A 24,685-nucleotide genomic window follows, 5' to 3' on the forward strand; every position below is an offset into this window, starting at 1 on the left:
CACATTCAGCTTCTCCGTTTCATTAACTTCTACAATACCGTTAAGCCTCATAAGAGTTTGAATAATGCCACCCCTTATGAAATACTCGACGCTTATTTCAATCAACCTCTCTGTAAACAGCCCTGAGGTTTCTTACAGATGAGCTTAACTTTTAATGGTGGATTGGAGACCGTTATCACTCCAATATTTCACATAACTGGCGCCTGCTGGAAGCCTGCCCAAAAGCCATTCACCGCCAGATCATCAAAGCAGGAAGGGAGCCGCAGTTTTGGCGGCGGAAAAAATACACTGGCAGATGTTACCAGCGCAATTGCTATTATTTTGCCCTAACCGAATCATTTCTCCAATTTATATTCTATCGTAGAGAGCGGAGTCAATATGACTGGTTTATCTTGCGCTTCCTTGTTAAAGGATGGCAGCACTGTTTCAAAAAATGGCGTTATCGAGTTTGTGGAACCACTGGTGTGCACAAATCCTCGATTACGCACGACTTTCTTCAATCTAAATGAGGACGTCGTAGAATTAAATTTAAAGATCAGCGTATTTGTAAAAGGAAAAATAAAACTGGTTGTGAATGACGAAAATGGATTTCTTCTAGCGCTTAAGTCAGTATAGAGTGAACTGATGACAATTATCAGTTCTTCGCCATCAAAATAACCAGTCGCATCGATTGCTTCTAACGGCTGAGGTAAGCCATCGACTCCAGGAATCCCGGAATACCCGATAGCCGTCGCTTTATCAATACATACCGTACGATCATTACTGACGAAGCGAGGGATGCCTCCAGTTAGGTTTAAACGGTATATTCCGTCTCCGGAATCCTCAATGACTTCAAATCTGCTGTGCACTGGCGTGCCGTTATTCGGCGCCGGATCTTCCGTATTGACGGCACTCAGACATTCAAATCCTTGGTACACAATGCTGATTGCATATGCATTGCTGTGGGCAAGGCAAGAAAAAAATGCGAATACCAGTCCTTGCAACATTCTCATGGCGGCACCTCCAGAAAAAGACCGTGTCAGATCTCGTTACGTATCGGCAAACTCAGTATTCAGCAGGAAATTTTTCTTTGTTAAGTTAATCAGATGCCACAACATAGCATCGCGGAACTTAGAAATGTCAGTTTAATTCTTTAAATAATTTTGTAAAAGTATCGCCCACATACTGGATCTGATCGCGGGTATGTGCCGCGTTCACGCTGCATCGCACCAGCGATTTACCCTCCGGTGCGGCAGGCGGCAAAATCAAATTCACATAAATATTATGCTCAAGCAGTCTTTGCCACAGCAACAAAGCTTGTTGCGGTGTATCCACAACCGCTGCGATAACCGGGCCAGGATCCGGGCCAAGCTCATAGCCGGCTTCCTTGAGGGTCGAATAAAGTTGCGTGCAATTATTCCACAATTGTTTCCGCAGATGACTGCCGTTACGCAACAATTCTAATGCCGCGCGGGTTGAAGCAATCGTTGCAGGGGATGGTGATGCGGTAAAGATATAGGGATGGCTGATATAGCGCAATTGCTCAAGCTGCGGATGGTTACTCACACAAAATCCACCGATACTACACAAACTTTTACTGAAGGTTCCGGTAATAAAATCAACTTCTTTCAGCAACCCTGTTTTTTCCACCAGACCTTGGCCTGTTTCACCCAAAACGCCCAGTGAATGCGCTTCATCAAGGAGCAATATACAGCCATACTGATTCTTTAATCTGACAATCTCTGCCAAAGGCGCCTGATCGCCCAGCATGCTATAAATCCCTTCAGCAATAATCAGCGTAGTTTCAACGCGACTACCCAGCCGGCGCAGGCGTTTCTCCATGTCAGCCGCATCATTGTGCTTGAAGCGAATGATATCCGCCCCGCTGAGAATACAACCATCATAGATACTCGCATGGGAATCGCCATCGATTAATACCGTATCTCCCGGCCCGACCAAACCCGAAATCGTACCCAGATTTGCTTGATAGCCTGTTGTAAAAACGATGCTGGAGCTGCATTGATAAAAATCGGCAAATTCCCTTTCTAGAGCACGATGGCCGAAATAGCTGCCATTCGCCATTCGCGACCCCGTGGTGCCTGTACCTTCTTTATCAATAGCTTCGTGCGCAGCACGGATACACTCCGGAGCAAAAGTCAAACCCAGATAGTTATTTGTACCTAACAGAAGTACGCGACGATCTCCGATTCTGGCTTCTGTTGCAGAATATACTTCTTCGATCGGAATGCCAAAAGCGCCCACGCCATTAGGCAGAAGCGCTATTCTTGCAGCTGCTGCTGCATCAATTTTCTCGAGTAGATTCATTATGACGCTGATTTAATTTTGTAGACCAAGTCAACCAATTCACGGACAGTTTGCACATCTGTTAGCGCGTTGATCGGAATTGAAACATCAAAAGTATCTTCAATTTCCATGATCAGATTAAGTAGTTTAATTGAGTCAATGGATAATTGGCTTATTAGATTTGTCTCGGGAGTAATCTGCACATTGGAATTGGTTAAACTACTTAGGCGATCACAGAGCACTTGCATGATCTCATCGTAATTACTTTCAGTCATAGATTAAATTCAGCGTGGTTAAATTTTGAAGTTAGATTACTTCAGATAATACATCTTGTAAACGAATACTCGGCCGCCACGCCGGAAGTGCATGGATTAACGGCGTATTATCACATACCCAATCAGGATGTTGTAGCTCATTCACTTTTCCTGGGGTCAGCATGGGGGAATACCGAAGCAATCGAGCAAACCAAAGATTTGCCGAAGCGACGCTTCGAATAAGCATATTGGGTACCGTAATACAATGCACCGGATGCCTCCATACTCGCTGCGCTATTTCAGCTAAACCCTGATAGCTGTATCCTCCCGGTGTACCATCGTCCAGCTCAAAAATTCCATTGCGATTATTTTCAGAGGCTAGCCAGGCTTCCACAGCGGAAACCAAATCATATACATGAATTAACCCGACCCGATTGCTGAGTTTTCCTACAACCGGAAATATTCCACGATGCATTGCTTGAAACAGTGGCTTTAACTCTTTGTCGCCGGGACCATAAACAGCCGTTGGCCGGAATATTGTCCACCGCAATGACTCTGAATCTGTAACGAGTGCTTGCTCCGACAAATGCTTACTTTGTGCATACCAGGATAGTTCTGGTTGACGTGCAGCTAGCGATGAGATTAATAAGAACCGAGGAGATTGTTTTTTTTGAGTAATAGCACGTAAAAGATTTTGAGTGCCCGTGATATTGATATGTGAGAATTCACGAAATGAGCTGCCTCTTACTGTTGCAGCGCAATGAATAACAAACGCTGCATCATCGACTAAATGATGCAGCGCTGTCATATTATCTAGGTCACCTTGAATCCATTGAATGGACTCATTACTTGAAGATTGTTTTTTCCGGGCGAGCGCACGAACACTCCATCCGCTCTGAATCAGTTTTTTTACTAATACACCACCAATAAAGCCAGTAGCACCGGTAACGGCTACTATTCCGGTATGCGCGTTATCTATCACCCGATTCTACAAAAGACAATTGACCCGTCAAGTTTGTCCTCTGTATGTAACCTTGTCTTGCTGCAAAACGTGACAGTTTTCCAGAGGAAGTGCGCGGCAAGGTATGGGGCGGAACCAATTCCACTACACAATTAACTCCAAATGCCATATAAACAAGCTGTTGCAGTCTGGTCGTTAATGATTGACGCTCTGCTACAGAAGTAAGTCTGCATTCAATAACAAGCACAATAGTCGTCGTGCCATCTTCATCATTTACCCCAAATGCAGAGGCTTCACGTGATCTAACTTCGGGTTGCTGTTCCGCCAACTCTTCTATATCTTGCGCGCGAATATTCCGGCCATTCACGATAATGACATCCGTACGGCGCCCTGTTATATATAAATCGCCCTCAAACAAAAATCCAATATCACCTGTATCTAGCCAATTACCAGACTTAAGTGCTTTATTCGTTTCTTCCGGATTATTGTAATAACCGGTCATTACGCTGTCACCATGCATCAGAACACTACCAACCATCATTTCTGATAATTGCTGGCCATCTTCATCGACTATCTTCACGATATGACCAGGCAACGGCTGTCCGCAATTCACAAACTCATTCTGCTTACGCCCATCAGCCTGCAATCTAACAGCCATTCTTTTATCAATCAGTGTCTTACTATCAACTTGTATGCTTTTGCACCCTTCACCAATCTTTGAAAAAGTAACCGCGAGAGTTGATTCTGCAAGACCATAGCAAGGTAAAAAAGCATTCCCATCAAAACCTGCTGATGCAAACTTTTCCGCAAAGTTTCTCAAAGTTTCAGGCCGGATCATTTCTGCTCCAATACCAGCAGCTCGCCAAGAACTCAAATCCAACTCTTTGAGATCCGATTCCCTTACCCGAAGAGTACAGAGCTTAAGTCCAAAAGGTTGACTAAAAGCTACGGTACAACGGTTACGGCTGATTAAGCGCAACCATTGCAATGGTCTAATAGCAAAATCCCGTGTCGCCAAATAATCGACAGAAATTTGTGTAACCATAGGCGCGAGAACCAAACCAACCAATCCCATATCATGATAAAAAGGCAACCACGATGCAGATCGATCATCAGGCTTTATTTCCAAACCATTGCGCACTATACCTTGCAAGTTACACATCAATGCTCGCTCGGTAATAATTACACCTCTGGGTGTACGCGTACTACCTGAGGTAAATTGTAAGTAGGCAGTTTCATCAGGATGATTGGGCTGTAACTCGACATCCAATTCTGGCAATTCACTTAGTTTTCCCGGAGTACCCGCCCACTGTATGTGAGCCACTCCTGCAACGGCTTCCTCCAGAAAACCAAAATAATCAATATTTGCCAATGCGATACTCGCTTGACTACTTTCAAGCATGCCTCTCAGCTGCTGAACGTAAATTGCATGGCTGCCAAGATTGACTGGAATCGGCATCGCGAACGGAACCAAACCGGCATAACGGCATGCGAAAAACAATTCGACAAACTCAGGCGAAGTATCCGCAACGATTGCCACTCGACTGCCACGAGGCAAATTAAAACCCGACAAACGCCGAGCCAATATGTGAGCATTATGCCGAAGCGCGCTGTAAGGCAAAATCGAACGCAAGTTGCCTCTTGCGTCATAAAAGTTATACCCCGTTACCCCTTCCGCTGCGTACTCTAATGCACTCGTTAAAGTATTAAAACCGGCTAATTGCTGTGTTAGCGTATTGAGCGTCGGTGTCGGCGTCGGCATTAACTGTAATTCGCTTGAAGGTTGAAAATCAAACGCTTGCGTTAACGGAGCGTTCAACTTGGTTATTGTCGAACTCAAGATCTTCCCCTCGAAGTAATAGTACTTGTCATCTCGCTTTGATTAGCAAGAAATTCTGGTTGAGCGTGCCAACTCTGATTATTAATCTTAAATAATGCACATTTTGTTGGCTGGAAAATTTTCATTCAAACGCTTACCGCTGACATTGCTTAATGAATATAAGTGTGTCATATTTGACCAATCCGCAGCTTATATAAGGTGCTTTTCCCTGTCAAGGCAATATTAAGCTGGTGTTGCACCAAAACAACAACCGGTTTAGTCATCAATTTTCAGCACACAAAATAGTTTTCGAATTATAGCGGATAACACCTTTTGCAGATGTTTTTACAGAAGAGAAGGGCTGCCATACAAAACTTCAATGAACCCTTGATTGAGCAAAATATCTCAATTCACTGATGCGCTAAAACAAAATCCTTTTAGCGCTTTGATCGATATGAAGATGAATCGTTTACTGCTGCTTTTGTTAACAAATCATCTGATTGCTGCTTTTTGAGGACTGAGGCAATCTGGTTACGGGAATGTTCCGCAGCGGCAATCTCGGCTCGAATCCGTGCAGTTGCAGCCGCAGTCGCTTCCTTATCCGCCTGGGAACGCACAAATAGTGCTTCTTTCGCCATGACTTCAACGGCTTCCCTTGCCGTCGCCGCTTCCAGGGCTTTTGATTCCAATGCAACACGTTCTTGCATGGCAACTAATGCAGCGGATTCTTTTCTGGCTTTTTCCAAAGCGATCCTTGTTGCGTTCTTTTCGGCTTCGAGCTGCGCTCTGGCCTTATTCGCTGCGATGATCTTCGCTTGCGCTCTGGTAATTGCCAATCCTGTAATTTTTTGCTCAATCTCAAGGCGCTCAGCCACTGCTCGTTTTGCATCGGTTATCGTCTTTGTGCGTATCTCCGCATCTTCCTGCAAACGTTGCTCCAAATCCGCTTTACTGTTTGCTTCCTCAGCTGCGAGCATATCCATTTGCGCCTTTGCCTCCGCAGCGGCTCTCAATCGCAATTCAGCCGACAATCTGTTTTTTGCTGCATTCCTTGCGGCTTTCTCCGCCTCAGCGCGAGCTTCAGCTTCTTTTAGCGCTTCTTCATCCGCCTTGATTCGTTTCTGATATTCTTTGGCCGCAGCGGCTTCCGCTTTCTTTCTCTCGTTAGCCATTGCTTTAGCCTCTTTCTCAGCACGCAAAGCCGTTTCCGCTGTTGCGAGCGCCTCGGCTTCAATTTGCATCCGCTGATTGGCTTCTTCCAGCAACTCGGATTCGGCAACCAAGCGAGCTTTTACAGCATCGGCGGCGGCCTGCTCTTTTGCCAGGATCGATTCAGCCACTTCAGCAGCCACTTTATCCGCATCGGCCCTATCACGTGCTGCTATAGCGGCTTGCGCATCCAATTCAGCTCTTTTCCGGGCTTGCTCGGCTGCAATCGCCTCGGCTTCGGCTTTTTCAAGTGCCGCTTGTACCGCGGCAGTCTCCGCTTTCAATCTGTCCTCTTCTCTCTCTTTTGCTTTTTTCTCTTCATGTAAACGACAATCGGCCTGCGCCAGTGCTTGCGTTTCCAGTTGCAAGCGAGTCTGCATATCTTCAATGGCCTGCCGCTCAATCTCCTCGCGCGCTTTAGCCAATGCCGTCACTTTTTGCGCCTCCTCAATCCTTGCTTGTGCCAGCGCTGCTGCACCGGTTTCTGCTTCAATCGCGGCCTGCGCAGCAAGCTGCGCTTCTTCCGCCACTTTGCTTCGATTCAGCGCAGCTTCCGCAGCTTCGCTTTCTTTTAATGCCGTGGCATGCGCTTGATCCAAAGCGTCTGCTTCTTGCTCAACACGCCTCTGCATTTTTTCCACAATCGAAGCTTCCGCTCTGATTTTAGCTTCCAGTAAAGCACTCAAAGCTTTCTCAGCTTTGATTTTTTCTTCCGCCAGCAGTTTGCCTTTCAGCTCCAATTCCCGCCGCACATTGGCTTCTCTGATAGCCAGGGTTTCCATCTTGGCCCTAGCCCGGGCTTGATCGGTAGCAATCGCTTCAGCTTGAATCCGGGTTTCAGCCGCAATCCTGGCATTAGCTTCGGCTCTCGCCCGCGCCTCAGCAGCCACCTTTGCAATATTCTCCGCTTCAATCCGCTTATGGGCTTCTTTGATGGCCTGATCCTCCGCGCTCAACCGGTTACGGTAGGCTGAATCAAGGAGCTGCTTGATCTCATCGGCCGATGCAAATTGCTGATTGGAATCATCCACGGGATCGGACTGCGATTCACCATCAGACGCGATAATCTCGTCACCGGACTGTGATTCCGGTGTTGTCGATAGCTTGCGCAACGAATTGAATAAACGCGACTTAAATGTCATAAATGATTAACCAAACCAGCAATTATTGGAACACGCTGATATTAATCAGCAGTTTTTCTTGAACTATCGATGCTCACTTTAGCAGCTTTGAATAAATAGCTTGCATTGAAAAAGAAGGGAAAAATTGCCTGTTTATAAGCCGAGATGCAGAAAGTCAACTTACTTAAGAATCTACAACTTATTGCTGTTGTAAAAACTGGATAAACAGCTATGGCATATTGATTTTATTGACATTTAAAATCTCCATCATCAGATTTAAACCGTCCTGCACCAACTGTTCCAAAATCGGCGCATAAAAAGGCATACTCAGCGCCATCACAAGCAGACCGATGGACAGTGTCAGGGGAAAACCCACCGCAAAAATATTCAACTGCGGCGCCACGCGCGTCAGAACACCCAAAGCCAGGTTAGTGATCAGCAATGCAGTAAGAACGGGAAGCGACAATTGTAGGCCGGATTTAAAAATTTCACTGCCCCAATTAGCTAGTGTGATAAATGTCGCGTTCGTCATTCCTTCCAATCCAATGGGCAAGGTGCTGAAACTCTGCGAAATCAAAGCAATCATTATCAGATGCCCATCAATGGCAAGAAACGCCAAACTGGCAATCACACCCAGAAAGCGACCGACGATATCGATCTGGCCGGAATTCTGTGGATCAAAGAAAACTGCAAAACCAAGCCCCATCTGCAAGCCGATTAACTCGCCCGCCATTTCCACCGCAACAAAAACAATCCGTATGACCAAACCCATGGCAATGCCGATCAATACTTGCTGCAATAAAATTGCAAAACCAACGCCTGAAGCGGGATCAATTTGCGGCAATGACTTTTCCACCAGTGGCATAACCAGCACAGTAATCATCACTGCCAGTCCCAATTTGACCCGCACCGGAACACTGGGATTGCCCAAAAGGGGAGCGGTTGCCACCAATGCCAGGATTCTGCTGAGCGGCCAAAGAAATGCCGCTAGCAACGTGTTTAATTCCGCAGTAGTGATACTGATCATGGCAATCGGTCACTCATTGACTGGATCGGCACAACCGGTTTCTGGCAAACACCGTAGCGGATATTTCTGCAAGATCAACCGACCGCCAACCAAGGTATGCTGGAAAAAAGGCGCTGCATATAATCGGTCATGAGGGTAATCATCCAAGGCCCGGCCAATAAGATGACCAAAAACATAACCAGCAATTTAGGAATGAATGACAAAGTCATTTCATTGATCTGCGTTGCCGCTTGGAAGATGCTCACCAGCAAACCGGTTGCCAACGCTGCAAGCAACAGTGGCGCAGAAATCATAAAAGTGATCTCAAGTGCTTGCCGGCCGATTGTCATTGCACTTTCTGGAGTCATAATGAATTTCCTTTCAGGTATAGAAGCTTTGTGTTAGCGAACCGATGATTAAATGCCAGCCGTCGACCAGAACAAACAGCATTAATTTGAACGGCAGTGAAATAATCATCGGCGACAGCATCATCATACCCATCGCCATTAACACGCTGGACACTACCAGATCGATGATCAGGAAGGGAATAAAGATAACGAAACCTATCTGAAATGCGGTTTTCAACTCGCTGGTGATATACGCAGGCACCAGTATTTTCAGTGGCACCTTGTCGCGGCTTTCAATTTCTTCACTGCCGGAGATCTGCACAAACAGAGCCAAATCCGTTTCCCGGGTTTGATGCAGCATGAATTCTTTCAGCGGCACGCTGGCTTTATCGGCCGCTTCCATGATATTCATTTTGTCTTGCGAAAACGGCAAATACGCTTCGTTGTATACCCGATCTATAACCGGCGACATGATAAAAAAGGTCAGAAACAACGCCAAACCCAGCAGTACCTGGTTAGGAGGAGAAGATTGCGTGCCCAGAGCCAACCTGAGCAGCGACAATACGATGATGATACGCGTGAAACTCGACATCATTAATACCACCGCGGGTAAAAACGTCAGCGAGGTCAGCAGAATTAGCGTTTGCACGCTCAGCGAATACGTTGCGCTTCCATCCGCGTTCGGTGAGCTGGTGAATGCCGGAAAACCGGATTTCTGCGCGAAAGCAGGAACGGCGATCAAACCAACCAATAACAGCATGGCCCGCAATGCGTTACGCATGTTCAAGCTACGCCAGCCGCGCTCAAGAACCGTTTTGAATCCGTTCCATGGAAACAAGGAACGAGTGACGGACACACATCGGTTATGCATTTTCTTTTTCCATACTCTGATTAAGCTGCGTGGCGAATGTTTCCACCGGGGGATGATCCGGCTTCGTGCCGGGCGCACCGGATCCCGGCTTGGTCATTGTGTGGAGCTTATTGACACGGCCGGGCGCTACACCGAGTACCAGCCAAGTCTGATCGATTTCGACCACAACAACCCGTTCTCTCTGACCTACTCCGGCAGCCGCGACAACTTTGACAACGCCCGATGCCGCCGCCGGTATCAATGAGAAGCGCTTGAGTAACCACGTGCCCCCCACGATCACGGCCAATACCAGCAGTAACGCGCCGATCATTTGCACCGTGCTTTCAGTGGATATCACCGGAGAAGGCGGCACATAACTTGGTTTTCCGGTTTCCGCAACTGCGGAAAATGACAGTGTCAATAACAAGAACATCCCATAACGAATTAGCATGGCTGCACTCTAGCGATTAAGTTTGCGAATACGTTCACTGGGCGTGATGATGTCGGTCAGACGGATACCGAACTTATCATTCACGACCACGACCTCACCTTGCGCGATCAGGCACCCGTTGACCAATACATCCATCGGTTCACCGGCCATGCCGTCCAATTCCACCACCGAACCCTGAGCGAGTTGCAGCAAATTCTTGATTGCAATCTTGGTACGGCCCAGCTCAACCGTCATCTGCACGGGAATATCGAGAATCAAGTCGATATCATGACGGGTATTATTCGCTACGCCGTCTTTTGAGAATTCCTGAAAAACCGACGCGGATGCCGTCTGCGCACCCATGATAGGGCTACCATGTTTCTCCGCGGCAGCGGGTGAACCTTGATCGGATGCCGACTGTTCCGCCATCGCAGCAGCCCAATCGTCTACTTCCGTTTCTTGTCCTGCGAAATCATTGTGCAAAGACGCCGCCTGTTCCGCCATCGCAGCAGCCCAGTCGTCGGTCTCGGTTTGATCGTTTGCTGTAGTCTCAGACATTTCACTGCTCTCCAATAAATTATTCAGACTCGGACGGCGCAATCATATTGTTGACTCTCAGCGCATAACGCCCATTCATGGTGCCATAGCGGCAATCCATAACCGGCACTCCGTCGATGTGTGCGGTAATGGACTTAGGAATCTCCAGCGGGATGATATCCCCGGTTTGCATGCTGAGAATCTGTTCAAAAGTCACTTTCGTCTGTCCGAGATTAGCAACCAATTCCACTTCAGCCCCTTGTACTTGTTGTGACAGTAACTTGATCCAACGTTTGTCAACTTCCAGGTGATCGCCTTGCAACGCGCTATACAAAGTATCGCGGATGGGTTCAATCATCGAATAAGGAATACAGACATGGAATTCGCCGCCTTGGTTACCCATATCGATATCAAAAGTGACGGTCACGACGACTTCGTTCGGTGTTGCGATCGTGGCAAACTGAGGGTTCACTTCCGAACGAATGTATTCAAACTTTACCGGATACACCGATTTCCATGATTTTTCATAATCTTCAAATACTACTTCGAGCAAACGATGAATAATGCGTTGCTCCGTCTGGGTAAAATCCCTTCCTTCCACGCGCGTATGATATCTGCCGTCGCCGCCAAACAAGTTATCCACAATCAGGAAAATCAAATTGGGATCAAAAACAAACAACGCCGTACCGCGCAATGGTTTCATATGCACCATGTTGAGATTGGTCGGCACCACCAAGTTACGCACGAATTCGCTAAACTTGATCACCTTGACCGGACCCACTGCAATGTCCACTGTACGGCGCATGAAATTAAACAAGCCGATGCGGAAGAAGCGCGCAAAACGTTCATTGATAATCTCGTAGGTCGGCATCCGGCCACGAACAATGCGTTCCTGCGTTGCGAGGTTATAAGGCCGGACCCCACCGCGATCCTCTTCCTCCTGCGCTTCATCGCTTTCGCCCGTGGCGCCTTTGAGAAGTGCATCAACCTCGTCTTGTGAAAGAAAATCTTCAGCCATGAATGATTACTGGATTACAAATGATGTGAATAACACTTCCCGTACATCTTCTTGCAGATCTTCCGAATCCAACGATTGCTTGATTTCTTCAACGATCTGCTGACTCAATAATTGTTTCCCTTGAATGCCTGCAATATCGGTGGCTTTTTTGCTGGAAAGCAACATCAAAATCCGGTTGCGGATATCCGGCATTTGTTTGGTAATCTCTTGCACAACCTCGGTTTCCCGGACTTTGACCGTTAATCCGACCTGTAGATATTGACTATTGTCTTCCGGTTGCAAATTAACCGTAAAAATATCCAGTTCCATAAATTTTGTCGGTTTAGTTTTTGGTTTTTCCGGCTCGGCTTCTTCATCGCCTGACATCTTCATGAAGTACCATGCGCCACCGGCGCCTGCACCAATCGCAATGATTGCTATCAAGATGATAATGATCAGTCCCTTCTTGCTTTTTTTACCTTCTGCAGCTGGTGCTTCCATCGTTTTTGCCATTTCGCAACTCCTCGTTGAATGAAATCCATTATGGGCGAGATGACCACAAACCGATGTCACAAATAACACTGAAATAATGTCGCTATTTTCAGCTAGGAAAGATGGCGGGGAATTCAGCGCATATGCGCTGATTTTTGGCTTGAAAACAAAGAAATGCTGGTGAGGTTGAAGCAAGCGATTAATCGCTGTTTGAATCGCAGAGAAACCGGAATCCGGGTGAATCGAGCATCGGCCACATTGATACAAGACTGAAAGCGTGACCGATGATGCAAACGAGATTACTGCTACGTAAGAACCAACTGACCGGACCGGTCATTAAGCATAAGTATTAACCAGACCTTGATGTCTGATTGGCACGGCAGCCGTTTGAACTTGGCCGGTAACCTCCTGCCGCATACCACTCATAGTACCCGTGTCTTTTCCAGCATACTGCGCTTGTTGCTGTTTATTTTCCTGTTGAAATGAATCAGCGCCAACCATTACATTACCCAGTTGAATCCCACTCTCCGCCATCATCTCCCGCAATCTCGGCAAAGCCTCCTGAATAGCGTCGCGTACCGCTGAGTGAGGCGATATGAATTGCGCCGTCGCTTGATCTTGCGTAATACTCAACATCACTTCAACCGGTCCGAGATGAGCCGGGTTCAGGCGAATTTCAGCAACCTGGTGTTGCTGCGATGTTAACCAGACAATTTTTTGCGCAAACTCACCACCCCATCTGTGTTGACCTACGGGTGCGTCGACTTTGACCTCCGGTGAAACCGCAATCTGCGAAGTTGTAGCTGTGGTGCTATTTAAGCCGAGTGATTGTGTTGTAATCGGTTCTTCCTGGGTTTTAAATATTGGTGCTGCATTGTCGAATTGAATATCTTCCTTCATTTCTGAAGGGGGTAAAAATTTGCCGTAAGCGGCAGAATCTGCCGTTCCCAAATATTGCCAATAATTATTGGGTAACGAAGCCGGGGTGCCCGCGGCTGAATTTGCCTGGCTTTGCCCTTTCTGCAGTAATTGATTAACAACCGGAGTCACAGCATGGGCAATTTGTTCACCTTCTTGAGGCAATGTCGCATTGGCCGGTGACAATGCCGGGTTGCTCGCAACTGAATTTGCCTGGCCTCGCCCTTGCTGCAGTAATTGATTAACAACCGGAGTCAAAGCATTGGCAATGTATCCACCTTCCTGAGGCAATGTTGTATTAGCCGATAACGAAGTCACGCCTTGCGGCAGCGTGGATGCCGCCATCATCTCACCCGGATTGACTACGGTGCCCATGGCTTGGGATGACGGTGTCGCATTAGTCAACAAACTCTGAATAAAACTGTTAGAACCATCCGTGGGAGCATCCGCAGCGGAATCCGTATCCTTATCTTTTTCAGGAATAGTGTTATCCGAACGCTCTTGATCAGCAGCATTCGTTGCATCATTCTGCTTATGCTTATCCTGTTTGTCTGCTGCTTCTGACACTTGACGATCGAGGATTTTACCGAAGTCTTCCGTCACCGCATCGTTAGTGTTAGTCCCTGATGAACCACCACTTATCAGTGCTGCTGTACTTTCGCCCGACGATTTGATTTGAGGCGCAACCGATATGTTTAACATAGGCTTATGGTCTCGTTCGATTAATTAATGCCACGAATGAATAAGCAATATCTATACCAATTCAGTTATTGCTATGGTTGTAATCAACTTTCCTTGACAGAAGAGGCATTACGATAAAAGGAATTCAGAGCGAATTCATCCAGTATTTTTTGCTCTTGCTTTATTTGTTTTTGATTCTCAGCACTTTGTTGACGCTGGGATAAAGTATCGAAGGATTTTAATTTACGCTGGCAGGATAAAAATTCCTCGTTGCCCGCGCTTCTTTTATTTTGCGCATGTAAAACCGCTTGACGTTGTTCCGTGATGGCTGCATCCAGCTTATCCATGAATGCAATAAAATTAAGCCATTCGATATGATCAATCCCCGTTTGGGTGAAATTCTGAAAATGCGATTGATAACTGTGGCGGTATTGCAAAAGTAAATTTAATTTCTTTTCCGCTTCCTGCTGTTGAAAATTTAACTTTCCCAGATGCTTCGCAGAAGCATCCGTTTGCTGTTGCGCCAATTCCAGCAGTAGTTTCAGCGATGACGTCGTTGGCATAATTCATTGATCCTTGGTTAGCGGATTCCTTCGCTCTCGAACAATTTGGATAATTTTTCAAGGCTATCGGCAAAGTTTTCGTGTTGAAACATATTTTGCAGTAAGAATTTCTCCAGTGACGGGTAAAGCCGGATAGCCCGGTCCAATTCCGGATCCGTACCCGCGACATAAGCGCCAACGCTGATCAGGTCATGACTGCGTTGATAGCGTGAGTAGAGACTCTTGAACAACCGTGCCAGATTGGTCTGCTGCTGAGGCACTACGCTGGTCATGACACGGCTGATCGAAGCTTCGATATCGATAGCGGGATAGTGTCCCGACTCAGCCAATCTTCGCGACAAGACAATATGACCGTCCAAAATGGCACGCGCACTATCGGCGATCGGATCATTCTGGTCATCTCCTTCAGCCAACACGGTATAAAAGGCCGTGATCGAACCACTATTCTGATTGCCATTACCGGCTCTCTCCACCAACTGCGGTAATTTGGCAAATACCGATGGCGGATAACCTTTAGTCGCCGGAGGTTCGCCGATCGCCAGGGAAATTTCCCGTTGCGCCATAGCGTAACGAGTCAATGAATCCATAATGAGCAGCACATGTTTACCGCTATCGCGAAAATACTCGGCAATGGCCGTGGCATAGGCTGCACCTTGCAGGCGAAGCAACGGCGAGGTATCGGCCGGCGCGGCAACCACCACGGAACGTGCAAGTCCCTCTTCTCCGAGAATATTTTCGATAAATTCCTTAACCTCGCGCCCCCGTTCGCCAATGAGACCGACCACAATGACATCCGCAGTGGTATAACGCGCCATCATGCCCAGCAGTACGCTTTTACCCACACCACTACCGGCAAACAATCCCATGCGCTGCCCGCGCCCAACTGTCAACAATGTGTTGATCGCTCGCACGCCGACATCCAGCGGTTCATTCACCGGCACTCGCTCCAACGGATTATAGGGCCGACTATAAAGCGGCACACTGTGTTCCGCATGGGTAGGTCCGAGGCGATCCAGCGGCTCACCAACACCGTTCAGCACACGCCCCAACAGTTCGGGACCGACGGAGACATGTTTGGCGCGATCGGCCGCGCGTCTACGCGGATGCTGGAGGCTACCCAAGCGAGGCAATTCACCCATCAGTTCGGCAGGAACCACTTTCGCACCGGGTGACAAACCATACACATCACTGGAGGGCATGAGAAACAAACGTTCTCCGGAAAATCCGACAACCTCGGCCGAAACGCTATGGTTATTCGACAGAAAAATAGTGCAACTGCTACCGACGGCCAATTTCAACCCGACCGCTTCCATGACCAATCCGGAAACGCGCGTAATGGTGCCGCTTAATAAGAATGGGCTGGAGGGATGAATCAGCTGCGTGCAGTTCTTTAAAAAACCGCCCCATTGCTCACGGCGCGACATATTAATTTTTCCTCTCGAGCCAGCCGTCTTGCTGCCCGATGGCTGACAATACCCGTTGCCAGCGTACTTCCAGACTGCCGTTGACTTCACTCCCGTTCGCTTCAATGCGGCAACCGCCCCGGGATAATTGTTCGTCTTCACGGATGCTCCAATGATCCTGCTCCAGTTGGCCGTTCAAATGCGCAAGCACTAATTTGGCATCTTCCGGATGTAAGAAAAGGCGGGGATTCTGCACGGTGCTAGGCAAGTTGCGTATAGCTTCCTGCACGATCGGTATGATCAGCTCAGGCTGTAATTTCAGTGCCTCGGTTACTATTTTCTTGGCAAGCGCAAGAGCCAGTTCCAGCAGATCATCCGCCACATGCTGATCGATGTCATGAAGATCCTGATCCAACTTATGCAGTAACGCTTGAATATGCGCTACTTCCGTTTTAACCTCAGATTCCGCTATGCTTCTGCCTTCCGCATACCCGAACGCATGGCCTTCTTGCAAACCTGCCGCATACCCTTCAGCTTTGGCGTTCTGAAAAGCCGCAGCAATTTCTTCGGCAGGCAGCTGAACCTGTAGCTCATCATCCGGCTGCAAGTCCGGCTCAGAGTCAATCTCCTGGGCTTCTTGCTGCACATCCGCCGTTTCAAAGGAATCCATTTCCCAGCGTTGATAAGCACTGAGCTTTTCTTTGGGAACAAAGTTACTTGCAATCATCGACATACCTGCAGTTCAGTAATAAACAAACCGAGCCATTGCGCATTGATCCAATGAATCGGACGAAAAAACGATCCGCTAAATGAAACCATCGTCACCTTTTCCACCCAATACAATTTGACCATCGTCAGCCAATTGACGCACAATTTTGAGAATTTCTTTTTGTTCGGCTTCGACTTCTGATACGCGTACCGGACCTTTGCTCTCAAGATCTTCGCGCAGGGCTTCAGCGGCACGCTGCGACATATTCTTGAAAACTTTCTTACGCAATTCTTCTTGCGCGCCCTTCAATGCAATAATCAAAGATTCCGACTGGACTTCACGCAGCAGCAATTGAATACCGTGATCATCGATTTCGATCAGATTATCGAATACAAACATTTCATCCATGATTTTTTGCGCCAATTCTTCGTCATATTGTTTGACATTCTCAATGACACTGGCTTCCTGCGCGGTCGGCACAAAGTTGAGAATTTCCGCGGCGGCCCGGACTCCACCCATCGCGGCTTTGCGGATGTTATTGCTGCCCGACAACAATTTTGTCAGCACGTCATTGAGTTCACGCAGCGCATCGGGCTGGATACTGTCGAGTGTGGCAATGCGTAACAACGTATCGTTGCGCAGCCGTTCGCTGAATAAACTTAAAATCTCGCTCGCCTGGTCCCGTTCCAGATGAACCAAAATAGTGGCAATGATCTGCGGATGTTCATTCTTAATCAGCTCCGCCACAGAGGGCGCATCCATCCACTTCAATCCCTCAATCCCGCTGGTATCGCCGCCTTGTAAAATGCGATCGATAAGATTGGCCGCTTTTTCATCACCCAAAGCACTGGTTAGAACTTTCCGGATATAATCCGCCGAGCCTTGACCTAGCGTCGTTCTTCCTTCGGCTTCATTGCAAAATTCCGTTACGACACCCTCGATCTCCGAACGTGTTATGTTTTGCAGTGTGGACATCGTTTCGCCCAGCTTTTGCACTTCTTTGGGCCCCAGCAGCTTAATCACGGATGCTGCCTCTTGTTCGCCCAAGGTCATCAGCAAAATTGCACTTTTTTTGATTCCGTCATCATCCATTTTTACCCATCCAATCTTTCACCACGTTGGCGACAATAGCAGGCTCATCCAAAGCCAATTGTTTAGCACGCTTGAGATTCTCTTCGAAAATCGATTTCTGAATCGCTTGAATGGCCACCTCATCGACTTGCTCCGGCAATTGACCTGCTGCTGCGCTGCCATCGGTTAATTGCCCTTGCTCCACTGGCGGCGGGAGTGCAGCTGGGGGCGTCAAGCTTTTCAGGAACGGCTTGAGTATCTTTAACAAGAAAAATAAAACCACAGCCGCGATCAATAATTGCTTGCCGATATCCTTGGCCAGCATGATCACATCGGGATCTTTCCAGAGTGGAACATCGAGCACCATTTCACCCGTGTGCGTAAATAAATTGTTGGTTACCGTGAGTGAGTCCCCGCGTTTCTCGTTATAACCCATGGCTTCACGTACGAGATTGTTGATTTCCTTGATCTCATCAGCTGTTAACGGTTCGTTCGTGACTTCACCGTTTTCATCCACTTTCTTGCGGTAATTCACCACAACTGCCGCCGATAAGCGTTTGATATTGCCAGTCGATTGCTGCACATGCTGCACGGTTTTATCGACTTCGTAATTCGTTGTTGATTCTTTCTTCTTGTCAGTCGGTACTGCCGGCTTATCGCCGCCTTCCTTGTTCTCCCCGCCCGCTTCAATGGGCGCAGATGCAGGCTCAGGCGGACGATTGGATAATGCACCTGGAATACCGCCATCCAATTTCGAACCCGTCGAAGTCGCTTCAAGCGTTTGCTGGCTGCGAATCGCGGCTGCTTCGGACTCGGTATTATTCGGCCGGTAAATTTCTTCGGCACGTTCAACACGGGAGAAATCCACATCCGCTGTCACTTGGGCACGCACATTGGCGGCACCGGTAATCGGCGTCAAAATGGTTTCGATGCGGCGGATATAATTTTCTTCAAGCTCCTGGATATACTCCAATTGCTTCGCGTCAAACCTGGAATCCTGCTTGTCGTTCTGTGTACTGAGCAGATTGCCGTGCTGATCCACGACCGTCACATTTTTTACCGGTAAATTGGGCACGCTGCTGGACATCAAATGCACAATCGCGCTGACTTGTTCAACACTCAGCACCCTGCCCGCATGTAAGTTGAGCAGTACCGAAACACTCGGTTGCTGCTTTTCTCGTGAAAATACCGAAGGCTTGGCGATTGCCAAATGCACACGCGCGCTTTGCACTGCGGCGATGGACTGAATCGAACGCGCCAATTCACCCTCCAGGGCGCGCTGGTAGTTAACCTGCTCAAGGAATTGACTGGCGCCGAATTTTTGATTTTCCATTAACTCGAATCCCGCCAGACCACCTTTCGGCAGTCCCTGTCCCGCCAAGCGCAATCGCACTTCATGCACTTGCTTCTCAGGCACCAAGATGGCGCCACCGCTTTCGGAAAACTTGTACGGCACGTTCATTTGTTGCAAAGCGCCAATGATGGCAGCACCATCCTGATCCGGCACATTGTTGTAGAGCACGCGATACTCCGGTGTCTGACTCCACATCAAGGCACCCGCCAGCAGTGCGACAACAGCCGCCGCCGAGAGAATCAATCCAAGCTTCTTTTGATTGGATAACTGGCTAAACTGCCCCAGACTCATCGCTGAGGCGGGTGATGTCGTATTGGATTCACTCGGTACTGTGGCCACGCGCTATTCTCCTGCTCAAGTTTCAAGCCATTGATCAATCTTCGCTTTATTGTCAATGACAAACCTAAAATTTCTTTTTACAATTAATAAACTGACTGTTACGCAATCAGAATCACCAGACATACGATTTACAAAGCCGCTGTTTAATCTATCCATCGCCATGCCGTAAGCACATCAACCTCATTCACTGCGAATGGATTTCTATTGATGCGATGATTATCTATAAACTTATAAAATCTGAATGCTTAAATAGAATAGGTTTGCTTGCCCTATTCGCAACATGATCGGAACAGGATGCGGTGGTAAGCTACTGACCATTCCCAACAATCGTCATTCAAACCCGTGCAGACCAAAAACGTCAGTAAAATTAAACCGATACAGGCGGACCAGGAACAGCTCAAGCTGGCGTTTGCAGCCTTTAATGAAGCATCGGAACAGCTGTCCGGCGTCTATCAGGATTTACAACATCAGGTGGCACAACTGACGCGTGAATTGGCACTTGCTAATGGCGAATTGCACAAGCAGCTAATCGCGAAAGAAAACCTGTCGCAGCAGTTAAGTCTGTTATTAAATGCTCTACCGGGCGGGGTAATTGCGCTCGATGCGCAAGAGCGTATTGAGCAGGTAAATCCGGCTGCTATCGCCATTCTCGGCGAATCGCTGGTCGGATCGAATTGGCAACGCGTCGCTCAAGAACGCTTAGTGCCCACTGCGATCACTAACGAATGGCTGCTGGAACGGCAGCAAACGGGGGAGCAACGGCGCATCCGCATCGAGAGCAGCGCCACCGATTTAGCAGGCAGACAGATTTTGCTGGTCAACGACATCACCGAAGCCTATGCCATGCAGGAGCAGATCCGGCGTAATCAGCGCCTGACTTCCATGGGCGAGATGGCGGCCAATCTTGCGCACCAGCTGCGCACCCCGCTTTCGACCGCATTGCTTTATGCCAATCACCTGGGAAGCGATGCCTTGACGCCCGTCGAGCGGCACAAATTCGCAACCAAAACCATTGAGCGGCTGCATCATCTCGAGCATTTAACAAAAGATATGCTGCGTTTTGTGAAAGGCGAAGCAAGGCGGCGCGAACGTGTCGTCATCAGCGATTTGCTAGCGGAGTTGCATCAAGTCATAGAGCCACAAATAACACAGCAGGATTTGCAATTTATTGTGCAGGATCAGAGCATGGCACAAGCTTTGATAACGGATCGGCAGGCTTTATGCGGCGCCATGATCAATCTACTGGAAAACGCCATGCAAGCATCGGCTACAGGCGGGAAAATTATTCTGGCCAGCCGCCTGGAAGGAAAAAATATCATCCTGAGTGTTCATGACAATGGTTCGGGTATTAAAGCGGCGCTCCAAGAAAGATTATTCGAGCCTTTCTTCACCACACGTGCGGAAGGCACGGGGCTGGGTTTAGCCATCGTCCGCGGTGTCATTGAATCCATGGGCGGTAACGTGACGATCCATTCAGCGCCGGGCGAGGGAACTGAATTTATGATACGACTGCCAAGAAATAGAGGAGATAAATCATGAAAGCACTACCCATTCTGGTGGTGGAAGACGATCAGGATTTGCTGGAAGCGATCTGCACCACGATGAAATTGGCCGGTTATTCGGCATTGCCCGCTTCGAACGGCAATACTGCCATGGCTACTCTGCAAGAATCCCAGGTAGGGATGGTCGTCAGCGATGTGCAAATGAAACCTGTTGACGGGTTCGCATTATTAAAAAAAATCAAGGCATTTAACCCGGAACTACCGGTATTGCTGATGACAGCTTATGGCGATGTGGAAAAAGCGGTCGCCGCGATGCAGACAGGCGCATGCGATTATTTGCTGAAACCGTTCGACCCGGACAATTTACTGGCGCATATCAAGCGCCACGCTTTATCCGAACCAGAACAGGATGACAACGTCGTCGCCAAGGATCCACGGACACGGGCATTGCTATCCTTGGCCAAGCGGGTGGCGCAATCACCCGCAACTGTCATGCTGACGGGTGAAAGCGGTTGTGGCAAGGAAGTCATCGCGCGTTTTATTCATCAACATTCACTGCGCGCGGCAAAACCCTTTGTCGCGATCAATTGCGCGGCGATTCCGGAAAATCTGCTGGAAGCGACTCTATTCGGTTATGAAAAAGGTGCTTTTACCGGCGCGGCACAGGCTCAGCCCGGAAAGTTTGAACAAGCGCAAGGCGGCACATTGCTGCTGGATGAAATTTCCGAAATGCCGCTGGAACTGCAAGCCAAATTGCTGCGCGTCCTGCAGGAAAGAGAAGTGGAGCGCGTCGGCGGGCATAAAACAATCAAATTGGACATCCGTGTTCTGGCGACTTCCAATCGCGACATGATGGCGATGGTCAAAAGCGGCCGGTTCCGTGAGGATTTGTATTACCGCCTCAATGTATTTCCCATCGAAATCCCGTCGCTGCGTCAACGGCCATTGGATATCGAGCCTCTGGCACAGCGCGTGCTTGCGGAAGCAGCGACAAGTTCGGCGCAACCGCCCTGCACAATGACGCAAACCGCAATCAACACACTAACGCACTATACCTGGCCGGGCAATGTCAGAGAATTGGAAAATGTCATGCAACGCGCCATGATTCTGGCAGCGGATAACATCATTGACACCGAGCATCTCCATTTGCCGCAAGCGGATCCAGTCCAAGCCGTAGAATCTATTGATCAGGAATCATCTTCTGAAGATATGAAAACGCTTGAGCGTAAACATATTCTGGAAACTTTGGCAGCCGTTAATGGTTCCCGCAAACTGGCCGTAAAGAAGCTGGGGATTTCCGAACGGACACTACGGTATAAATTGCAGCAATACCGGATGTCCGGCTAATTAAAACCCAGCTTTTACCGATAGTAGCTAACTAAGATCATTTGAATTTTATGATTTTTTACGCAATACTTAAGAAACTTTATGTTGGAGTGAATCATGGACAAGGCCGGAATTGATAACATTTTGCAGCAGCTGCAGGCGACATCGGCACTGGCTTCCGGTGTAAAAAAACTATCGGGCGCAGATGAGGTTGCGGGTGTTGATTTCAGCGAGAAACTAAAAACAGCCGTTGAGCAAGTTAACCACGCGCAAAAAAGTGCAGATAAACTCAGCGAACAATTTGTCAGCGACCAATCGAATGTCGATTTGCATGAAGTGATGATCTCGTTACAAAAAGCCAATGTATCCTTCCAATCCATGGTTCAAGTCCGCAACAAGCTGGTGACTGCCTATCAAGAAATCATGAACATGCAGGTTTAAGATTGATTGACCCTATCCGTCCTTCCTCAATCGCATTTATTTATTCCTCCATCGCCATTTCCAGTTCCAGCCAATTTTCTTCGAGTTCAGCTACTCTTTCCTCGAGTGCCGCATGAAGGGTGCTGAGCCGGTCAATTTCCTCGCGCGGACAGTTCGTATACGTCGCAGGATCCGCTAAACGGCGGTTCGCTTCGGCCAATTCCCTTTGCGCGGCCGCCAAAGTTGCTTCGAGTTTTGCTTGTTTCGACAGCAATGCCTTCTTGTTCGGTTTCGCTGCGGTTTTGAGCTGCATTTTTTGCGAAGCTGGCTTTGATTCCGCGGCTTCACTAGAACGGCGCGCTTCTATCCAGCTTTTGTAATCCTCCAGATCGCCATCCAGCAGCTGTGCTTTACCATCGGCCACCAGCCACAATTCATCCGCCACCGCACGCACTAGACTGCGATCGTGCGAAACCAGCACCACGGCGCCGCTATAGGCTTCCAGCGCCAACGTGAGCGCATCGCGCATATCCAGATCCAGATGATTGGTCGGTTCATCCAATAACAGCAAATGCGGTTTTTGCCAGGCCAACAAAGCCAGCGCCAGACGGCTCTTTTCGCCTCCGGAGAAACTGGCGACCGGGCGATCCTCAGCATCTCCGCCAAGCCCAAACCGCCCCAGAAATTTCCGCAAATCCAATTCGGTCTGCGCTGGAGCCAGTTTCTGCATATGCTGTAAAGGCGTTGCCTTACCGTCGAGATTCTCCAGCTGGTGTTGCGCAAAGTAACCGATACGGATATTTTGCGCCCACTCCAATGAACCGGTTACCGGTTGAATTTCTCCGGTTAGCAATTTGATCAAGGTCGACTTTCCCGCCCCGTTCGGTCCCAGCAATGCAATCCGTGCGCCTGCCTGCAAGATCAGATGAACATGCTGAAACAGTAAATGATCGCCGTAACCAAAGCTCATGTCTTGTACCCGCAGCAATACATCAGGACTGCGCTCCGGCGCTTCAATTTGCAGCTCGTAGTGACCATCTTCCACAGACAGCGGCGCCAGACGCGTCAAACGTTCCAGCGCCTTGATGCGGCTTTGCGCTTGTTTGGCTTTGGTAGCCTTGGCGCGGAAGCGCCGCACAAAATCCTCCATGTGCGCAATTTGTCTTTGTTGTTGCTGCAAAGCCTGGCTATGTTGCAATAGGCGCTCGGCGCGCGCGCGCTCGAAATCATCATAATTGCCGCTATAACTGTCAATTTTCCGGTCATTGATATGCGCAATGCGATTGACGCACGCATTCAAAAACTCACGATCATGCGATACCACGATCAAACTGCCCGGATAGCGCGCCAGATATTGCTCCAACCAGAGAATCGCTTCCAGATCCAGGTGATTGGTCGGTTCATCGAGCAACAACAAATCTGCACAGTGCATCAAGGCGCGCGCCAGATTCAAGCGCATCCGCCAGCCGCCCGAGAAATGATCAACCGGCTGCTCCAGCGCGGCATTGGCAAAACCCAGTCCGCTCAATAGCTGCGCCGCCCGCGCGCGCGCGGTATAACCGTCAATGGCTTCATAGCGCTGCTGCGCTTCAAACCAGGCGGCATCGTGCTCAGCCTGAGCCAGAATCTTGTCCAGTCGGTGCAATTCCACGTCACCATCCAGTACAAATTCAATGGCAGACTGCGCCGAGTTAACGATCTCCTGTTCAACGAACGCAACGGTTTTGCTCGATTGCAAACTGACTTCGCCGTTATCCGGCTTGATCACTGCCCGGATCAAGCGGAACAAAGTGGATTTCCCGCACCCGTTTTTACCGACCAAACCAACACGCTGATTGGCAAAAATCTGCAAATGGCAATTTTCCAGCAGCGGAACGCCGCCTTGCAGATAAGTCACAGACTGAATATTCAGCATAACATTGTAAAAATTTCAGAACACCCGATTGAACAGCTTAAGAGAGGAAAGCAAACTTGCGAATGCCGGTTGTATCAATTATCCGCTTATCCAAAGCACACAGCGGCCAATGTTAACACGCCATACAAAACATAGCGGCTGATATATAGAAAAAGAAAGTGTTTATAACCGGATGATA

Annotated in this window: 23 protein-coding genes; 3 read left to right on the forward strand and 20 right to left on the reverse strand. The window is 48.5% G+C overall.

Annotated elements, in window-relative coordinates; genetic code table 11:
• Window positions 1–335: 335 nt before the first annotated feature.
• From DU481_RS11605 to fliF, 19 genes are all read right to left on the reverse strand, one after another.
• A complete protein-coding gene (locus DU481_RS11605) occupies window positions 336–992 on the reverse strand; it encodes a hypothetical protein (RefSeq protein WP_350134628.1) in 657 nt (218 codons plus the stop codon).
• A gap of 127 nt (window positions 993–1,119) precedes the next feature.
• The gene (gene spt, locus DU481_RS11610; RefSeq protein ID WP_350134631.1) at window positions 1,120–2,304 is read right to left on the reverse strand and encodes a serine palmitoyltransferase; all 1,185 of its coding nucleotides are present in this window, start codon (window positions 2,302–2,304) and stop codon (window positions 1,120–1,122) included.
• Window positions 2,304–2,558, reverse strand: a complete 255-nt coding sequence (locus DU481_RS11615) for an acyl carrier protein (RefSeq protein WP_090315398.1) — start codon at window positions 2,556–2,558, stop codon at window positions 2,304–2,306. The genes spt and DU481_RS11615 overlap by 1 nt, the downstream gene beginning before the upstream one ends.
• Before the next feature lie 31 nt (window positions 2,559–2,589).
• Window positions 2,590–3,519, reverse strand: a complete 930-nt coding sequence (locus DU481_RS11620; protein ID WP_350134634.1) for an NAD-dependent epimerase/dehydratase family protein — start codon at window positions 3,517–3,519, stop codon at window positions 2,590–2,592.
• The gene (locus DU481_RS11625) at window positions 3,509–5,338 is read right to left on the reverse strand and encodes a fatty acyl-AMP ligase (RefSeq protein ID WP_350134637.1); all 1,830 of its coding nucleotides are present in this window, start codon (window positions 5,336–5,338) and stop codon (window positions 3,509–3,511) included. Before DU481_RS11625 ends, DU481_RS11620 begins: the two co-directional genes overlap by 11 nt.
• Before the next feature lie 416 nt (window positions 5,339–5,754).
• Complete coding sequence (locus DU481_RS11630; protein WP_350134640.1) at window positions 5,755–7,668, reverse strand: coiled-coil domain-containing protein; 1,914 nt, start codon at window positions 7,666–7,668, stop codon at window positions 5,755–5,757.
• 208 nt (window positions 7,669–7,876) lie between these two features.
• Window positions 7,877–8,674 (reverse strand): flagellar biosynthetic protein FliR, encoded by a 798-nt coding sequence (gene fliR / locus DU481_RS11635; RefSeq protein ID WP_350134643.1) that lies wholly within the window; start codon window positions 8,672–8,674, stop codon window positions 7,877–7,879.
• A 74-nt stretch (window positions 8,675–8,748) separates the two neighbouring features.
• Window positions 8,749–9,021 carry a flagellar biosynthesis protein FliQ gene (gene fliQ, locus DU481_RS11640; RefSeq protein ID WP_350134646.1) on the reverse strand — a complete coding sequence of 91 codons (273 nt, stop codon included), beginning with the start codon at window positions 9,019–9,021 and terminating at the stop codon, window positions 8,749–8,751.
• Window positions 9,022–9,034: 13 nt separating this feature from the next.
• On the reverse strand, window positions 9,035–9,781 hold the full coding sequence (fliP, locus tag DU481_RS11645) for a flagellar type III secretion system pore protein FliP (protein WP_350134701.1): 747 nt from the start codon (window positions 9,779–9,781) through the stop codon (window positions 9,035–9,037).
• A gap of 82 nt (window positions 9,782–9,863) precedes the next feature.
• A complete protein-coding gene (gene fliO / locus DU481_RS11650; RefSeq protein WP_350134649.1) occupies window positions 9,864–10,301 on the reverse strand; it encodes a flagellar biosynthetic protein FliO in 438 nt (145 codons plus the stop codon).
• A 9-nt stretch (window positions 10,302–10,310) separates the two neighbouring features.
• Window positions 10,311–10,838: a flagellar motor switch protein FliN gene (fliN, locus tag DU481_RS11655; protein WP_350134652.1), complete on the reverse strand. Its 528-nt coding sequence runs from the start codon at window positions 10,836–10,838 to the stop codon at window positions 10,311–10,313.
• A 19-nt stretch (window positions 10,839–10,857) separates the two neighbouring features.
• Window positions 10,858–11,835, reverse strand: a complete 978-nt coding sequence (gene fliM, locus DU481_RS11660; RefSeq protein WP_350134655.1) for a flagellar motor switch protein FliM — start codon at window positions 11,833–11,835, stop codon at window positions 10,858–10,860.
• 6 nt (window positions 11,836–11,841) lie between these two features.
• Window positions 11,842–12,327 carry a flagellar basal body-associated protein FliL gene (fliL, locus tag DU481_RS11665; protein ID WP_350134658.1) on the reverse strand — a complete coding sequence of 162 codons (486 nt, stop codon included), beginning with the start codon at window positions 12,325–12,327 and terminating at the stop codon, window positions 11,842–11,844.
• A 315-nt stretch (window positions 12,328–12,642) separates the two neighbouring features.
• Window positions 12,643–13,926 carry a flagellar hook-length control protein FliK gene (locus DU481_RS11670; RefSeq protein WP_350134661.1) on the reverse strand — a complete coding sequence of 428 codons (1,284 nt, stop codon included), beginning with the start codon at window positions 13,924–13,926 and terminating at the stop codon, window positions 12,643–12,645.
• Window positions 13,927–14,009: 83 nt separating this feature from the next.
• A complete protein-coding gene (gene fliJ, locus DU481_RS11675) occupies window positions 14,010–14,468 on the reverse strand; it encodes a flagellar export protein FliJ (RefSeq protein WP_350134664.1) in 459 nt (152 codons plus the stop codon).
• 17 nt (window positions 14,469–14,485) lie between these two features.
• A complete protein-coding gene (gene fliI / locus DU481_RS11680; RefSeq protein WP_350134667.1) occupies window positions 14,486–15,892 on the reverse strand; it encodes a flagellar protein export ATPase FliI in 1,407 nt (468 codons plus the stop codon).
• Between the two features lies 1 nt (window position 15,893).
• The gene (locus DU481_RS11685) at window positions 15,894–16,598 is read right to left on the reverse strand and encodes a flagellar assembly protein FliH (RefSeq protein WP_350134670.1); all 705 of its coding nucleotides are present in this window, start codon (window positions 16,596–16,598) and stop codon (window positions 15,894–15,896) included.
• A 78-nt stretch (window positions 16,599–16,676) separates the two neighbouring features.
• On the reverse strand, window positions 16,677–17,672 hold the full coding sequence (fliG, locus tag DU481_RS11690) for a flagellar motor switch protein FliG (protein ID WP_350134673.1): 996 nt from the start codon (window positions 17,670–17,672) through the stop codon (window positions 16,677–16,679).
• Window positions 17,665–19,344, reverse strand: a complete 1,680-nt coding sequence (fliF, locus tag DU481_RS11695; RefSeq protein ID WP_350134676.1) for a flagellar basal-body MS-ring/collar protein FliF — start codon at window positions 19,342–19,344, stop codon at window positions 17,665–17,667. The genes fliG and fliF overlap by 8 nt, the downstream gene beginning before the upstream one ends.
• Window positions 19,345–19,686: 342 nt before the next feature.
• Between fliF and DU481_RS11700 the strand changes: the two genes are divergently transcribed.
• The 3 genes from DU481_RS11700 to fliE all read left to right on the forward strand — a co-directional run bounded on the left by DU481_RS11700 (window position 19,687) and on the right by fliE (window position 22,613).
• Window positions 19,687–20,883 (forward strand): sensor histidine kinase, encoded by a 1,197-nt coding sequence (locus DU481_RS11700; RefSeq protein WP_350134679.1) that lies wholly within the window; start codon window positions 19,687–19,689, stop codon window positions 20,881–20,883.
• The gene (locus tag DU481_RS11705; RefSeq protein ID WP_350134682.1) at window positions 20,880–22,193 is read left to right on the forward strand and encodes a sigma-54-dependent transcriptional regulator; all 1,314 of its coding nucleotides are present in this window, start codon (window positions 20,880–20,882) and stop codon (window positions 22,191–22,193) included. The genes DU481_RS11700 and DU481_RS11705 overlap by 4 nt, the downstream gene beginning before the upstream one ends.
• Before the next feature lie 96 nt (window positions 22,194–22,289).
• Entirely contained in the window at window positions 22,290–22,613 is a 324-nt protein-coding gene (gene fliE, locus DU481_RS11710) for a flagellar hook-basal body complex protein FliE (RefSeq protein WP_107802538.1), read from the forward strand.
• Window positions 22,614–22,653: 40 nt separating this feature from the next.
• Here fliE and DU481_RS11715 read toward each other — a convergent pair whose 3' ends face one another.
• The gene (locus DU481_RS11715; protein WP_350134686.1) at window positions 22,654–24,507 is read right to left on the reverse strand and encodes an ABC-F family ATP-binding cassette domain-containing protein; all 1,854 of its coding nucleotides are present in this window, start codon (window positions 24,505–24,507) and stop codon (window positions 22,654–22,656) included.
• Window positions 24,508–24,685 lie beyond the last annotated feature (178 nt).

The sequence above is a fragment of the Nitrosomonas sp. genome (genome assembly GCF_040240425.1).
Classification (GTDB): Bacteria; Pseudomonadota; Gammaproteobacteria; order Burkholderiales; family Nitrosomonadaceae; genus Nitrosomonas.